The organism is Paraburkholderia phytofirmans PsJN, from assembly GCF_000020125.1.
Lineage (GTDB): Bacteria > Pseudomonadota > Gammaproteobacteria > Burkholderiales > Burkholderiaceae > Paraburkholderia > Paraburkholderia phytofirmans.
This window is the reverse complement of record NC_010681.1, coordinates 2,447,249-2,461,764: the sequence shown is the minus strand read 5'-3', so window position 1 is coordinate 2,461,764 and position 14,516 is coordinate 2,447,249. Positions and strand designations below refer to the sequence as shown.

General features: G+C 64.8%; 13 protein-coding genes. 9 read left to right on the top strand and 4 right to left on the bottom strand.

The annotated features are described in order from the left end of the window. Positions 1-20 precede the first annotated feature (20 nt). The 5 genes from BPHYT_RS10825 to BPHYT_RS10805 all read left to right on the top strand — a co-directional run bounded on the left by BPHYT_RS10825 (position 21) and on the right by BPHYT_RS10805 (position 6,180). Complete coding sequence (locus BPHYT_RS10825; protein WP_041758976.1) at positions 21-551, top strand: (2Fe-2S)-binding protein; 531 nt, start codon at positions 21-23, stop codon at positions 549-551. Next, positions 544-2,121 (top strand): AMP-binding protein, encoded by a 1,578-nt coding sequence (locus BPHYT_RS10820; RefSeq protein ID WP_012433181.1) that lies wholly within the window; start codon positions 544-546, stop codon positions 2,119-2,121. Before BPHYT_RS10825 ends, BPHYT_RS10820 begins: the two co-directional genes overlap by 8 nt. Positions 2,122-2,124: 3 nt before the next feature. Continuing rightward, positions 2,125-2,931, top strand: a complete 807-nt coding sequence (locus BPHYT_RS10815) for an enoyl-CoA hydratase/isomerase family protein (protein ID WP_012433180.1) — start codon at positions 2,125-2,127, stop codon at positions 2,929-2,931. Positions 2,932-2,976: 45 nt separating this feature from the next. Then, positions 2,977-4,710: a GMC family oxidoreductase gene (locus BPHYT_RS10810; RefSeq protein ID WP_012433179.1), complete on the top strand. Its 1,734-nt coding sequence runs from the start codon at positions 2,977-2,979 to the stop codon at positions 4,708-4,710. 93 nt (positions 4,711-4,803) lie between these two features. Beyond that, positions 4,804-6,180, top strand: a complete 1,377-nt coding sequence (locus BPHYT_RS10805; protein WP_012433178.1) for an MFS transporter — start codon at positions 4,804-4,806, stop codon at positions 6,178-6,180. Here the strand turns inward: BPHYT_RS10805 and BPHYT_RS10800 are convergent. Continuing rightward, a complete protein-coding gene (locus BPHYT_RS10800) occupies positions 6,177-7,100 on the bottom strand; it encodes a LysR family transcriptional regulator (protein WP_012433177.1) in 924 nt (307 codons plus the stop codon). The two genes, BPHYT_RS10805 and BPHYT_RS10800, sit on opposite strands and share 4 nt — an antisense overlap. Positions 7,101-7,276: 176 nt before the next feature. Here BPHYT_RS10800 and BPHYT_RS10795 point away from each other — a divergent pair, with 176 nt between their 5' ends. Beyond that, a complete protein-coding gene (locus BPHYT_RS10795) occupies positions 7,277-8,032 on the top strand; it encodes a ProQ/FinO family protein (RefSeq protein ID WP_012433176.1) in 756 nt (251 codons plus the stop codon). A 46-nt stretch (positions 8,033-8,078) separates the two neighbouring features. Here BPHYT_RS10795 and BPHYT_RS10790 read toward each other — a convergent pair whose 3' ends face one another. Continuing rightward, positions 8,079-9,431, bottom strand: coding sequence for a TAXI family TRAP transporter solute-binding subunit (locus BPHYT_RS10790; protein ID WP_012433175.1), 1,353 nt, complete (start codon positions 9,429-9,431; stop codon positions 8,079-8,081). A gap of 130 nt (positions 9,432-9,561) precedes the next feature. On the opposite strand from BPHYT_RS10790, the gene BPHYT_RS10785 reads away from it, so the two are divergent. The 3 genes from BPHYT_RS10785 (at position 9,562) to BPHYT_RS10775 (ending at position 11,413) form a co-directional block, all read left to right on the top strand. Beyond that, positions 9,562-10,005 (top strand): DUF2946 domain-containing protein, encoded by a 444-nt coding sequence (locus BPHYT_RS10785; RefSeq protein WP_012433174.1) that lies wholly within the window; start codon positions 9,562-9,564, stop codon positions 10,003-10,005. A 106-nt stretch (positions 10,006-10,111) separates the two neighbouring features. Continuing rightward, a complete protein-coding gene (locus BPHYT_RS10780) occupies positions 10,112-11,005 on the top strand; it encodes a hypothetical protein (RefSeq protein WP_012433173.1) in 894 nt (297 codons plus the stop codon). A gap of 15 nt (positions 11,006-11,020) precedes the next feature. Continuing rightward, positions 11,021-11,413 carry a copper resistance CopC family protein gene (locus BPHYT_RS10775; RefSeq protein WP_012433172.1) on the top strand — a complete coding sequence of 131 codons (393 nt, stop codon included), beginning with the start codon at positions 11,021-11,023 and terminating at the stop codon, positions 11,411-11,413. Between the two features lie 295 nt (positions 11,414-11,708). On the opposite strand, the gene BPHYT_RS10770 is transcribed toward BPHYT_RS10775, so the two are convergent. Together BPHYT_RS10770 and BPHYT_RS10765 are read right to left on the bottom strand one after the other, a co-directional pair. Further along, complete coding sequence (locus BPHYT_RS10770; protein WP_012433171.1) at positions 11,709-12,911, bottom strand: porin; 1,203 nt, start codon at positions 12,909-12,911, stop codon at positions 11,709-11,711. 131 nt (positions 12,912-13,042) lie between these two features. Then, positions 13,043-14,506 carry an amidase family protein gene (locus BPHYT_RS10765; protein WP_012433170.1) on the bottom strand — a complete coding sequence of 488 codons (1,464 nt, stop codon included), beginning with the start codon at positions 14,504-14,506 and terminating at the stop codon, positions 13,043-13,045. Between the last annotated feature and the right edge of the window lie 10 nt (positions 14,507-14,516).

Here is a 14,516-nt window from a genome sequence, read left to right as displayed (position 1 = left end):
ACACATCGAACGGCAACGTCATGCACGTAATGCGGCAGGGCGAACGGCAATGCGTCACGCTGACGCTCAATGGCCGTGAACGCAGCGGCTATTGCGAGCCGCGCGAGCTGCTGTCGGATTTCATCCGTCAGGAACTGGGCGCGACCGGCACGCACGTCGGCTGCGAGCATGGCGTGTGCGGCGCGTGCACGGTGCACGTGGACGGCGTGGCGGGACGCTCGTGCCTGATGCTGGCGGTGCAGGCCGACGGCCGCCGCATCGACACCGTGGAGGGACTCGCACCCGACATGCAACTCGGCGATCTGCAGCAGGCGTTCCAGCGGCATCACGCGCTGCAGTGCGGGTTCTGTACGGCCGGGATACTGATGTCGTGCGCGGACTATCTGCAACGTGTGCCCGATCCGAGTGAAGCGCAAGTGCGCGACATGCTCTCGGGCCATCTGTGCCGCTGTACGGGCTATACGCCGATCGTCGCCGCGGTGCTCGACGTGGCGGCACGGCGCCGGCAAGGCGAAGCGGCTAGTGAAACCGTGGAGGCCGCTCATGCTTGACCTCGGCCGAACTTTTTTACAGAGCGTGGAACGCAGCCCCAATGCGCTCGCTATCGTCGACGGCGAACTTACGCTGACGTACGCGCAGTGGCACCGGCTCATCGTGAAGGTGGCCGAAGGTCTGCGCGGCCTGGGTCTCGTGCATGGCGACCGCTTGCTGGTCGTACTGCAAAACCGCTGGGAAATGGCGACCCTGCATTGGGCCTGCCAGTTCGCGGGCGTGGTGATCGTGCCGCTGAACTGGCGCGCGAAACCCGATGAACTCGAATACTGCGTGACCGACGCCGGCGTGAAAGCCATCGTGTACGAGCCGGTGTGCGCCGATGCCGTTGCGCAAAGTCCCGCCGCGCAACGTGTGCCGCGTATCGGTCTCGATGACGCGCAAGGCCGCACCGCGAGCTTCGAAACGCTCATGGCCCAGAGCACGCCGGACGCGCTGAACGCCGGCCATACCCGCGCGAATGCCGACGACTACTCGCTGATTCTCTACACCTCGGGCACCACCGGCAAGGCGAAAGGCGTGCCGCGCCGTCATCGGCACGAACGCGCCGCCGCGCTCGCGCATGTCGCACAGAATCTGTACGGCCACGGCGAACGCACGCTCGGCGTGATGCCGCTTTATCACACCATGGGCGTGCGCTCGCTGCTCTCGATGGCGCTGGTGGACGGCCTGTTCGTCTGCGTGCGCCGCTGGAATGCGCGCTTCGCACTCGATGCGATCGCGCAGCACAAGCTCACCTGCCTTTACCTGGTTCCGACGCTGTATCACGATCTGCTGGCCGATCCGGCTTTCGCGCCGACGGATACGTCCACGGTGAAGAAGCTCGGTTTCGCCGGCGCGCCGATGAACGACGGTTTGCTCAAGCGCCTCTCGGCGGCGTTCGAACCGGAGCTGTTCGTCAATCACTATGGCTCGTCCGAGGTCTACACCTTCAGCATCGATCAGGACGCCACGCGCAAGCCGGGCAGCGCGGGGCGCGCGGGTATCAATACGCGTTTGCGCGTGGTCAGGCTCGACGCCATTACGCCCGAAGAGCTGGCGCAAGTGGGCGAGGAAGGCCAGATCATCGCCGACCTGCTCGGCGACGAAGCCTTCGAAGGCTACTGGAACCGTCCCGACGCGAACGCCAAATCGTTGCGCGACGGCTGGTACTTCACGGGCGACACCGGATTCTTCGACGCCGAAGGCGACCTGTACGTGTCGGGCCGCGTCGACGACATGATCATCAGCGGCGGCGAGAACATTTCGCCGGTCGATATCGAGTCGGTGCTGTCGCTGCATCCCGCGGTCGACGAGGTTGCGGTGGCCGGCGTGAAGGACGAGCGCTGGGGCCAGCGCGTGGTCGCCTTCGTCAAACGCCGCGTCTACGTCGATGCCGACGCGCTCGACGCCCATTGCCGCACCTCCGACCTCGTGAACTTCAAGCGTCCGCGCGAATACGTGTTCGTCGACGACATACCGAAGTCGCCGGTCGGCAAGATTCTGCGCCGCAAGCTGTCCGCCGGCGAGTACCAGCGCGACGCCCACGGCGAAGCCATTGCACCTCATACGGAAACCACCAAGGAGTAACTCATGACCGATTTGACCCACCGCGGCCAGAGCCTGCTGCAGGACCTCGAAGGCTTTTCCATCGAGATCGACGCGCAGCGCGAGCGGGCCGACATCATCCTGCACCGGCCGCCGCTGAACGTGATCTCGATGCACGCGCGCGACCAGTTGCGCGCCGCCTTCGAGGCGCTCGACGACGACCCGCGTGTGCGTGTGATCGTGGTGCGCGCCAAGGGCGAACATTTTTCGAGCGGCGGCGACATCAAGGGCTTTCTCGAAGCATCGCCGGAAACCGTGTCGAAGCTCGCCTGGAACATCGCCGCGCCCGCGCGTTGCTCGAAGCCGGTGATCGCCGCCAATCGCGGTTTCTGTTTTGGCGTGGGCTTTGAACTGTCGCTTGCGTGTGATTTCCGCATTGCCACCGACACCACTTTCTACGCGCTGCCGGAACAGAAGCTCGGGCAGATTCCGGGCTCGGGCGGCTCGGCCCGCTTGCAGCAGATGGTCGGCATCGGCCGCACCAAGGACATCGTGATGCGCTCGCGCCGGATTCCGGGCAAGCAGGCTTACGAATGGGGTATCGCGGTCGAATGCGTGGCCGACTCCGAACTCGAAGCGGCGACCGACGCGCTGGTGGACGAATTGCGCGCGTTCTCGCCGCTCGCGCAACGCACCGCGAAGAAGCTGCTCAACGACACCGAGGACGCGCCGCTGTCGATCGCGATCGAACTCGAAGGACACTGCTATAGCCGTTTGCGCGCCTCGGATGATTTCCGCGAAGGCGTCGAGGCGTTTCACGGTAAGCGCAAGCCGGTGTTTCGCGGCAGTTGATGCGAACGTCGGGCAAGAGCGAACCCAAATAAAGGAGGCAGGCGGATGGAGCGCTTCGATTACGTGATCGTTGGCGGTGGATCGGCAGGGTGCGTGCTCGCGCATCGCCTGTCGGCAATTCCGTCGTTGCGCGTCGCGCTGATCGAAGCGGGCGCGGATACGCCGCCGGGCAACGTGCCTGCGGCGATTCTCGACAGCTATCCAATGCCGGTTTTCTGCGGCGACGAATACATCTGGCCGCAGCTGAAGGCAAGCGCCACGCGCGGCGCCGCGCCTCGTGTCTACGAACAGGGCCGCGTGATGGGCGGCGGTTCGAGCATCAACGTACAGTCGGCCAATCGCGGCCTGCCGCGCGACTACGACGACTGGGCCGCCAACGGTGCAACCGGCTGGGCATGGCAGGACGTGCTGCCGTATTTCCGCAAGCTCGAACGCGATGTGGATTTTCCCGCCGGCGAACTGCACGGCAGAGACGGGCCGGTGCCGATTCGCCGCATTCTGCCGGCCTACTGGCCAGCGTTCTGCGATGCCTTCGCCAGCGGCATGCGGAAAAACGGTTTCGCGAGCCTGCAAGATCAGAACGCCGAATTCGGCGACGGCTATTTTCCCGGCGCGTTTTCGAATCTCGACGACCGGCGCGTATCGACCGCGGCGGCCTATCTCGACGGGGCGACGCGTCAGCGCCGCAATCTGCACATTTACGCTGACTTGCGCGTCGAGTCGATTGTCATGGAAGGGTGTGTCGCGCGTGGCGTGGTCGCGGTGGAGCATGGCGGCGCGCGCATCCGTTTCGACGCCAATGAGGTCGTGGTCAGCGCGGGCGCGTTGCAATCGCCCGCGTTGCTGATGCGGGCGGGCATCGGCGCAAAGTCGGAACTCGACGCGCTCGGCATCGGCTGCAAGATCGATCTGCCGGGCGTGGGACGCAATCTGCAGGATCATCCGTCGCTCACGTTCTGTCATTTTCTAGAACGGCGTTTTCGCATGCCGCTGTCGCGCCGTCGCGCGAGTATGACGGCGGCGCGTTTTACCTCGGGCGTTGCGGGTTGCGACGAATCCGATCTGTATCTGTCGAGTGCGACGCGCGCTGCATGGCATACGCTCGGCAACCGGCTCGGTTTGTTTTTTCTCTGGTGCAACCGGCCTTATTCGCGCGGCCGTGTGCAACTCGTGTCCGCTGATCCGGCCGTGGCGCCGCGCGTCGATCTGAATCTGCTCGACGATCCGCGCGATCTCGCGCGCCTCGCGTACGGCGTGCGGATGCTCGCGAAAATCGTCGAAGCGTCGGGTCTCGGCGACAACCCGCGCGACTTTTTTCCGGCCGCGTTCTCACCGCGTGTGAAAGCGCTAAGCCGCGTTGGCGAGGGCAATGCGGCGCTGACTTCGCTGCTCGGCATGCTGCTCGATACGCCCGCGCCGTTGCGGCGTCTGCTGATCGAGCGTTTCTTCACGCGCGGGCAGCGCATGTCCGCGCTGCTCACCGAGCCCGGCGCGCTCGAAGACTTCATCCGCGCCAATGTGTTCGGCGTGTGGCACGCGAGCGGCACCTGCCGGATGGGCGACGCGCACGACGTCATGGCCGTGACCGACACGTCGGGCCGCGTGCACGGCGCGTACGGCCTGCGGGTGGTCGATGCGTCGCTGATGCCGCGGCTGCCCTCGGCGAACACGAATATCCCGACCATCATGATGGCCGAAAAAATCGCCGATGCGATGCTCGTGCGGCACGCGGCAAACGCTGCACCGACTACGGCGCCGCTCACCGCGGCCTCGCCATAAGGTTTCTTAACACCACCAAGAGCACGTGCAAGAGAACGTGCCTACCAACGGGGACGATCGCGAGACGGCCCCCAGATAGTCAAGGAGATGACGATGTCCGTAGCAGCGCAAAATGGCGCCGCCTTGCCCGCGGTTGATCAGCGGCAAGTGATGGGTGCAGTAATGGCCTCGTGCCTCGGCTGGGCACTGGATCTGTTCGATCTGTTCGTGTTGCTGTTCGTCGCGCCGGTGGTCGGGCGGCTGTTCTTTCCGTCCGAGCACGCGATGCTCTCGCTCGCGGCGGTGTATGCGTCGTTTGCCGTGACATTGTTGATGCGCCCGCTGGGTTCGGCATGGTTCGGCTCGTACGCGGACCGGCACGGACGCAAGGGCGCGATGATCATCGCCGTGGTGGGCGTGGGCCTCTCGACGGCCGCGTTCGGTTTGCTGCCGACCGTCGCGCAGGTGGGGCTCGTCGCGCCGATCCTGTTCCTCGTGCTGCGGCTCGTGCAGGGCGTGTTCGTGGGCGGGGTGGTGGCGTCGACGCACACCATCGGCACCGAATCGGTCGCGCCGAAATATCGCGGCGCGGTGTCGGGGCTGATCGGCGGCGGCGGAGCGGGGCTCGGCGCGTTGCTCGCTTCGCTCACGTATCTGGCGATGTCCGCGCTGTTTCCCGGCGCAGCGTTCGATGTCTGGGGCTGGCGTTGCATGTTCTTCACCGGCATCATCAGCTCGGTGCTCGGCCTGTTCGTCTTCAGCAGTCTCGAAGAGTCGCCGCTGTGGAAAAAGCTCGCCGCCGAAAAGGCCGCGAAGGCCGCCGCGCAGAAGCTCGACACGCCGGTCGAAATCGTGCGCTCGCCGCTGCGCACGCTGTTTTCCCGCGACTATCGCTCGATCCTCCTGGTCAATCTGCTGCTGACCATCGGCGGCGGTAGCGGCTATTACCTGACCTCGGGCTATCTGCCCACCTTCCTCAAGGTGGTCAGCCACGCCCCGAATGGCGCCGCGGCGGCGATCCTGCTGATCTGCAGCGTGGCGGTCGTGATCGCGTCCGTGGCGGCGGGGCATCTGAGCACGTTCATCGGGCGCAAGAGCGCGTTCATCTGGCTCGGCCTGATTCGCCTGTTCGCGTTGCCCGCGCTGTTCCTGCTGCTGCCCACCGCGCAGAGCATTACGATGATCGGCGTCTACGCAGTGATTCTCAGCGCGCTCGGCAGCGCGGGCTATGCGCCGATCCTGATTTTCCTGAACGAACGGTTCCCGACCGCGATTCGCGCGACGGGCACCGGGCTCTCATGGAACATCGGCTTCGCGATCGGCGGGATGATGCCGACCGCCGTCTCGCTGGTGGCGAAAGATGCGAGCGAGTTGCCGATGACGCTGGCGATCTTCGTCGGGGCGATCAGCGTGATTTTCCTGATCGGCGCGTTCGTCGTGCCGGAAACGCGCGGCCGGCTGGAGCAGGGCGCGGTGCGCGAGCCGGCTTAGCTCGCGGAAGGGTCGGCGGGCACGCCCGTCGTCACGCGCCGGATCTCGTCGCCGATGATCTCGATCAGCGCGTGCGCCGCGGGCCCGATCGGCCGCTTCGGATGGCTCACGCGGATAATGTGCCGCACGATCGGCGGCGACGTGATGGTGCGTGCGCACAGCACGCCTTCGTCGACCTTGCGCTGAACCACCACGCGCGGCAGGATCGTCGCGACACTGCTCTGTTCGACGAACTGCACGATGGTGTTCAGCAGATCGATCTCGAACTTTGGCTTGATGACCACGTCCGCGGCCAGCAGCGCGGCGTCCAGCACGCCGCGCAGGCCGTTGCGGCGGGTCGGCAGCACCAGTTCGATGCCGCCCAACTGCGCGGCATCGACCGCCGGCGGCAGGTCCGGGCCTAGCGCGGCACTGGTTACCAGCACCATTTCCTCGTCGACCAGCGGCACCATGTCGAGCGTGAGGCGCCCGCGCGGCTTGTTGATGATGGCCGCATCCAGCCGGCCCGCTTCGACCGCGTCGATCAACTGCGCGCTGAATCCGTCCGCGACCGACACTTCCACTTGCGGGAACATCGCGTTGAACCTGGCGAGCGACTCCGGCAGTACGCTTTCCGCCTCCGACGACACCATGCCGAGCGACACGCGCCCCGTCACGATCGCGTCCTGCCGGCTCAACTGGTCGCGGGCCCGCTCGATATCGCGCATGATCGGCGTGTACAGGCGGTACATCTGGCGCGCCGCGTCGGTCGGCGTCATGCCGTGCGGGCCGCGTTCGAAGAGTTTCTGGCGCAATTCGGTTTCGAGCTTCGAAATCTGCATGCTGAGCGCGGGTTGGACGATATTGAGCCGTTTCGCCGCGCGCGTGACGGAGCCGTCTTCGAAAAGCGCGATGAAATACTGGATTTGCTTGAGGTCCATGAAGCCAGGGGCGGAGGCGGGAAGGGGAAAAAGACGGCGGAAAGCGCCGCAAACATCGAGTTTAAACGCACCGCGCCGAGCATACGCGCAAGCCGGCGTGCGGGCCCGCGCGGCCTCGTCACGAATGTGTTTCCTTACACTGCTACAATCTCGTCTTTCTCGATCGATTGTGCGCTATGGGTTTCGAACAACTCGCTGAACTGAAGAAGCAATTGGCCGCGGCTCGCCGCGAGGCTGCGCCTGCCGCGAAGTCCGGCGCCAAGCCTGCTTCGAAGGACGCATCCAAGCCGGCCAAGGACGTTTCCAGGCCCGCTGGCAAGGACGCGGCCAAGCCGGGCGCGAGGCCTGCCCGCAAGCCCGCGCCGCCGCGCCGTGCCGCGCCCGCAGCCGACGCCAAACCGGCGGTGGACGCAAAGCCGGTGGACCCGGTGGTGAAATCGATCGGGCGGCTGCAAAAGCGCTTCCCCATTGCCTTCCCCAAGAATCCGGCGCCCAAGCTGCCGCTCAAGGTCGGTATTTTCGAAGACCTCGTGGTGCACGCCAAGGATCTGTCGCTGAGCGAAGCCGAGTTGCGCGACGCGATCAAGACCTGGTGCCGCGGCAGCCGCTACTGGAAATCCCTCGTGGAAGGCGCGGCGCGCGTCGATCTGACGGGCGCCGAGGCCGGTAAGGTTACGGCGCAGGAAGCCGCCGGTGCGCAGCGTCTGCAGGCGCATCGCGCGGGCAGGGGCGCGGCGAAGGCGGCAGCCGGCGCGGCGAACGCGACCGGCGAGGCCAGCGCGCAAGCGGCGGCTGAGCCAGTCACGCAAGCGTCCGCTGAGACGGCCGTGCAGCCGAACGCTGAAGCCGCCGCGCAAGCCACTGCCGAAGCGCCGAACGCTCCGGCCGAAACCGCCACGGCCTCGCAGGATGGCGAAGCGGGCAAGGCGTAGGCCGGACTCACCGGCCACCCACGAAGCGTAAAACCCGCCACGCCGCCTAGGCGTGGCCGCCTTGCCGCGACGCAGCCCCCAGCCGGCTGCGCACGAAGCCGACGTGTTCGCGCAGCACATAGAACGCGTCGGCGTATGCGAGCGGCATGCGCAGCCGATTCAACGAATCCTCGATCTGATCCAGTTCCTCGAAGAGCCGCTTGCGCTCCTCGTCGGTCGAATCGGCGAGCGCGCCGCGTTCGATCGCAATCAGCGAACCATAGTAGCGATAGATTCGCGAGCGCACCCGCCAGCGGTACAGCGCGGGAATCAGGCGCATGGCCGGGAACAGCAGCACGGCCATCGGCAGCAGCAGAACCAGCGTACGGTCGCCGATGCTCGCCAGCCAGAACGGCAGCGTGCGGTACAGAAAGCTCTTGCCCGTCTTGTAGTAGCGCTGCGCGTCCTCGCTGATCTGATATTCACGCGCGACCGGACTCGGAAATTCTCCCGCCCGCTGTAATAGCCCCGGCATGCCGTGCACTTCCTGCGCCGCTTCGATCAGCAGATCGGATATGGCCGGATGCAGCGTGGTGCGGGCCACCAGTTCGACGGTCGGGCTGATCAGATGCACCGTTTCCGGCGGAATCCGGCGCTTCAGATCCAGCACGCCGGCCGGCAAGTCGATCTGGTCCAGATACGGAAAAAGACGCGTATAGGCGCTCGCCTCCGCGAAGTTCATCACCGAGACGCCGGGCACCTTGAGCAGGCGCAGCATCAGCCCGCGCGTGGCCGAGTCGCCGTTCAGGATCGCCGCGTCCACCTCGCCCGCCACCAGCTGGGTGGCGGCCTGCAGGCCGTCGCTCGGGACCAGCGTGGAATCGCCGCCCGGCTCGATGCCGTTCGCATCCAGCAGTTTGAGCGCCAGCATGCGCGTGCCGCTGCCTTCGCGGCCCACGGCGATCCGTTTGCCTTCCAGTTGCGAAAGCTGGCTCAAGCCCGAACCGCGATAGAACACCACCACCGGAATATAGAAAACGCTGCCGAGCGACATCAGCGACGTGGTGTCGAGACCGTCGGCCACGCCGCCTTGCACGAGCGCGACGTCGACGTGCTGCTTCGGATCCAGCAGACGTTGCAGGTTCTGCACGGAGCCGTCGGACTCCAGCACGTTCAGCTTGATGCCGTTGCGGGCGAGGATTTTCCGGTACTGCCCGGCGGCGACGAAAAACGAGCTGTCATGCGGCCCGGCGCTTAGGGTGATCGTCCTGGGCGGCGCCGGATCGATCAGCCAGACGACCAGCGTGACCATCAGGATGATGACCGTCGCCACGGCGACATACAGCAGGGTATGGTCGCGCCACTCGGCATGCGGCTCTTCGCCGGGAAACTGCGGGGGACGCGGACGCTGCGCTTTCATGGACACTCCGTGCCGGGAGCCGGGATGAAACGCATTGTCCACCGTCCGTGGCGGGTTTGCCGTCGGCAGTTTGCTCTATTGACCGTGGCATAATCCGCGACAGCTTCCCCATCGTGTCGCCGGGCGCATCGTGAGTCGTTTCTATCGGAAGATCGGCAGTTGGCTGGGATTGTTCGCGATCCTGATGGCCACGCTCGCGCCGACGATCTCGCACACGCTCGCCGCGCACGCCGACGAAAGCGCCATGTCGGACGAGCATTGCGATATGCCGTCGATGGGGGCGATGGGGTCGATGGACTCCATGCGCAAGGACATGCCCGGGGTGTCGTCGGACGTGTCGAACGCGCCCGATCAGGCGGCCGGCAAACACACGGACCACGCGGCCATGTCCGACGGCGACGCCTGCGGTTATTGCAGCCTGCTCGCCCACATGCCGGCCGTGCCGAGCGTGGAGGCGCTGTTCGTCGTCACCGTCCGCGCTTTGCAGCACACCGTCGCGACCCGCTTCGAAAGCGTGCGCCGCGTCGAGCCGCTTACTTTCGCCCAACCCCGCGCCCCTCCGTTCGCATCCTGATTCGAGTCACCACGGCGCGATGCAGCGAATGCATCGCGGCTGCCGCCGCACGTCCCTGTCGACTGTGCGCGCCGGCATTGTCACGACTTATGAAACAGGATCGATCATGCGTATCCTCTCAACGCCCCGCGCGCAGCCGCTGCGCTCGGCGGCGCTTCTCGCCGCCGCCGGCGTCTTGCTATGCGCGCCGACGCTCGCCGGCGCCCACGCCATTGCGGGCAACCGCGTTTTCCCGGCGACGATGGCCGTCGACGACCCCGGCGTCGGCGACGAAGCCAACCTGCAGTTCGGCCATCAACGCGTGCCCGGCGACGACGGCGACCAGAGCATCAACACCTTCGACTTCGAGTACGACAAGCTGATCACGCCGCGGCTCGCGGTGTCCGTCGACGGCACGTATGCGATGCAGAACAATCCGCGGGCGCGCGGTTTCGACAACTTCGGGGTCGGCCTGAAGTACCTGCTGTACGTCAACGACGCGCACGAGTTCATGACCTCGGTCGGCGTGAATGCCGAACTCGGCGGCACGGGCAGCCGCGCCATCGCCGACAACTTCTCGACGATCTCGCCGACCATCTATGCCGGCAAGGGCATGGGCGATCTGCCCGACTCGCTGGCGTATCTGCGGCCGCTCGCCATCACCGGCGAAGCGGGACCGGCGCTCACCACCGGCGCGGGACAACCGAACGCCTTCAACTACGGCTTCACCGTGCAATACAGCTTGCCGTATCTGCAACAGCATGTGCGCGATGTCGGGTTGCCGCAGCCGTTCGCCAATCTGATTCCGCTGGTGGAAATTCCGTTGTCCCGCAGCCAGGGACAAACGACCGGCACGGTCAATCCGGGCTTCATCTGGATCAACCGTTATGGGCAGTTCGGCGTGGAGGCGCAAATCCCGATCAATCGTGCGAGCGGCTCGCATGTGGGCATTCTGGTCCAGGCGCATATCTTCTTCGACGACGTGGCGCCGACCACGATCGGCAAACCGCTGTTCCAGTAAAGCAGGAGAGTGATGATGAATGACACGATGAAACATCCGCGTTCGCGTGGCACACATGCCGTGGCGAAACTGGCGGCGCTGTTCGCCGCCCTTGCATTTGCCAGCGCGGCGTTCGCGCATGTGTTCCCGCAGAAGCAGGAGCCAGGAGCCGGCGCAACGGTGGCGTCACCCGCGCAGGTGCGGGTGATGTTCGACGGCCCACTCGAAGCGGCGTTCAGTTCGCTGACGGTGACCGACGCGAGCGGCAAGCAGGTCAACACGGAGAAGGCCACCGTCGATGAGCATCAACGCGCATTGATCACCGTGCCGCTGCCGACGCTCGCGGCCGGTCACTATACGGTGCACTGGGTGGCCGTGGCGTCGGACGGGCATCGCACCCATGGCGACTATGCGTTCAATGTGAAGTAGCTGAGGAGGTGATGCGCCGCGTCGTCCATCGGGCGGCGGCGCGGCGTCTGGTTCGCTGCTGTTGCTGAACAAGATCGACTTGCTGCTGCATTTGCGCTTCGATGTAGAGCGCTGCATCGCGTATGCGAAGCGTGTCAATCCGCAAATAGAAATCTTTCAGGTGTCGGCGCAGAGCGGGGAGGGGATGGACGGGCGGTACGGGTGGTTGCGGACGGGAGCAACCTCGATTCACGCGCAGAGTGGGGAGCGGGGGCTCCGCAAATACACAGCGAGCCACCGCTTCTGTGGGCCAGAATCAGAATTTATGCCGCATCCCAATCCGCACCACCGCCTGCTTGTCATCCGCCGAAGCAGACGGCCCGTTGATGGCGGCAACCGCCTGTTTCCCCGTCGAATCGGTGCCCGACGCCTTCTGATAAACGCCAACCAGATAAACATCCGTACGCTTCGACACGAAGTAATCGATGCCCGACGCGAACTGATGATAACTCGCCCCCGTCATGCCCTTCACCGAGCTTCCTTTCGTATAGTCATACGCGAACCCGCATAACAGATCCGACGTGATCTGATACTTGAAGTTAACCTCGGCGTTATTCAACGTGGCGTTGCCGCTCAAACCAGCCGGATTCGGTCCCGAAGACAAATCCCCGAGATCGCGAAAGCTCGTATTCGAATACGTCGCGCCGAAAGTCGCGGCGCCGAAAAGGTAGGACGCGCCCGCGCCGATCACGTGCATGGATTTTGCCGACGCATAGCCCGAATAAACCGGCGACAACATATTGCTCCCCGGCACGCCGTTCGCCGTTGCGGCGGGACTGCCCATGCTGCCGAAGAAAGACGTATTCGGATTGGCGACGTCGAGATATCCCACCCCCAATGCCAACGGTCCGTTCACATAACCCGCCGACACCGACCAGATGCGATTGCGCGAGAAGTTGCCGGCCACGCCGCCAAGGCTGTATAGCGCTTCCAGCGTCAGCCCGCCATACGTATTGCTGGTGAACTTGATCGAGTTATTGGTCGAGTTGGTGTTGTTGATGTTGTCGAGATCGCCCGGATGCGCGGCCATGTAGCCGCCCCATTGATCACCCACTTCGAATGGGCCGAGAATGTCGACGTTGGTATCGTATTGGCGCCCGAGCGTCACCGTGCCGAATGCACCGGATAATCCCACCCATGCCTTCTTGCCGAACAGCAACCCGCCCTGGCCGAACTTGCCGGTGCTGGCGTCGAAACCGTTCTCCAGCATGAAGATCGCCTTCATGCCCCCGCCGAGATCTTCCGAGCCGCGCAAACCCCAGCGGCTTTGTTGCATCACGCCGCTCAACAGACGCACCGCGCTGTGGCCCGAGACGCTGCCGTTGCTATTGGGCGTCGCCGCATTGCTCGTATAACTCACACCTTCATCGATAATGCCGTATAGCGTGACGGCACTCTGTGCGTGCACAAATGCCGGAAAGGCCGCGACAAAACATACTGCCAGTAGCGTTTTTTTCATGTTGTCTGACGCTCATGTGGAGAAAGTGCGAAAAGTGACGGACGTGTTCGCTCCCGCGAACCACGCGTTGCTCGCCTGCCGGCAGCCGGCGGAAAACCGGCTGCCAGAAGAACCTCTTGGGTAAAGGGTGGTTAACGCGAATTGCCGATCAATGGCGGCCGCATCGCTTCAAGTGACGCCGCTGCCTCATAGGCGTGACCGAATTGCAGCAGGCCCCAATCGTCGCGAAAGCGTCCGGCGATCTGCAGGCCGATCGGCAGTCCCGACGCGCTGAAGCCGCACGGCAGCGCCAGCACCGGCGATTCGGTGGACGACAGGTACCAGCAGATGCGCATCCAGTCGATATACGAGCCGTAATGCGTGCCCATGAATTCGGCGGGCCAGCGCAACCCGGCATCGAAAGGCAGCATCTGCGTGGCGGGGAGCACATAGAACGCATGGTTGTCCATGAAGCGTCGCATGCGCTCGAACAGTGCGGTCTTGCGCACGAACATGTCGCCGAGATCCGCGGCCGAGAGCGAGCGATGCAGGCGGCACTCCGCTTCGATCTCCGGTTTCAATTGCGCGCGTGCGTCCTCATCGAGCCGATCGACCAGACTGCCGATCATCCACGCACGTTCCATGCGGAACACGTCTTCGGCGTCGCCGAGATCAGGGTCGGCGAATTCGACCTCGCAGCCCATGGACTCGAACACAGCGGACTGCGCGTGCACGGCGCGCTGAATCTCGGGATCGACGGCGAGGCCCGCAAGCTGCACCGACATGGCGATGCGCGTGCCGCGAAAATCGCGTTGCAACGACAGCGCGAAGCGCGAACCGGGCTCGCTGATTTCAGTCGCGGTTTCACCGGAAGGACCGGCGATTGCGCTCAACAACAACGCCGTGTCGGCGACGTCACGCGCCATCGGCCCATCCACGCCGAGCGTGGCCCAGCCGTTTAAATCCGGCGCGCGCGGCACGCGTCCCGGCGAGGGACGCAAGCCAACCACCGCATTCCACGCAGCCGGATTACGCAGCGACCCGCCCATGTCGCTACCGCACGCGAGCGGGCTCATTCCGCACGCCACCGACGCAGCAGCGCCGCCGCTACTGCCGCCCGCCGATTTGCTCAGGTCCCACGGATTACGCGTCACGCCAAATACTTCGTTGAAGGTGTGCGAGCCGGCGCCGAATTCCGGCGTGTTCGATTTGCCGATCATCAATGCGCCCGCCGCATCGCAACGGCGCGCGATCAGCGCACTGTGTTGCGGCACATGATGTTTGAAGATTTTCGAGCCGAACGTGGTGCGCACCCCTTGCGTCGCGGTTAAATCTTTTTGCGAAACCGGCAACCCGTGCAGTGGACCTTGCCAGATGCCGCGCGACCATTGCGAGTCGATTTCGGCGGCGCGCGCACGCAGCGTGACGGGATCGGCGATCGTCACCAGCGCGTTGACCTGCGGGTTCACGGTATCGATACGCGAGAGATGGGCATCGAGTATCTCGACGGCGCTTACGGATTTTTTGCGTTGCAGGTCCAGCAAGGTGACGGCGGACAGATCGCAAAGTTCGTTGCCCGTGGCGAGCGGTGCATCGGCATGGAGAGTGTCTGACATGAGAATTTCG

Excerpts from the sequence above, each read along its gene's own strand:
- BPHYT_RS10825 (WP_041758976.1), top strand. The coding sequence starts at position 21 with ATGCACGTAATGCGGCAGGGCGAACGGCAATGCGTCACGCTGACGCTC.
- BPHYT_RS10820 (WP_012433181.1), top strand. The coding sequence starts at position 544 with ATGCTTGACCTCGGCCGAACTTTTTTACAGAGCGTGGAACGCAGCCCC.
- BPHYT_RS10815 (WP_012433180.1), top strand. The coding sequence starts at position 2,125 with ATGACCGATTTGACCCACCGCGGCCAGAGCCTGCTGCAGGACCTCGAA.
- BPHYT_RS10810 (WP_012433179.1), top strand. The coding sequence starts at position 2,977 with ATGGAGCGCTTCGATTACGTGATCGTTGGCGGTGGATCGGCAGGGTGC.
- BPHYT_RS10805 (WP_012433178.1), top strand. The coding sequence starts at position 4,804 with ATGTCCGTAGCAGCGCAAAATGGCGCCGCCTTGCCCGCGGTTGATCAG.
- BPHYT_RS10800 (WP_012433177.1), bottom strand. The coding sequence starts at position 7,100 with ATGGACCTCAAGCAAATCCAGTATTTCATCGCGCTTTTCGAAGACGGC.
- BPHYT_RS10795 (WP_012433176.1), top strand. The coding sequence starts at position 7,277 with ATGGGTTTCGAACAACTCGCTGAACTGAAGAAGCAATTGGCCGCGGCT.
- BPHYT_RS10790 (WP_012433175.1), bottom strand. The coding sequence starts at position 9,431 with ATGAAAGCGCAGCGTCCGCGTCCCCCGCAGTTTCCCGGCGAAGAGCCG.
- BPHYT_RS10780 (WP_012433173.1), top strand. The coding sequence starts at position 10,112 with ATGCGTATCCTCTCAACGCCCCGCGCGCAGCCGCTGCGCTCGGCGGCG.
- BPHYT_RS10775 (WP_012433172.1), top strand. The coding sequence starts at position 11,021 with ATGAATGACACGATGAAACATCCGCGTTCGCGTGGCACACATGCCGTG.
- BPHYT_RS10770 (WP_012433171.1), bottom strand. The coding sequence starts at position 12,911 with ATGAAAAAAACGCTACTGGCAGTATGTTTTGTCGCGGCCTTTCCGGCA.
- BPHYT_RS10765 (WP_012433170.1), bottom strand. The coding sequence starts at position 14,506 with ATGTCAGACACTCTCCATGCCGATGCACCGCTCGCCACGGGCAACGAA.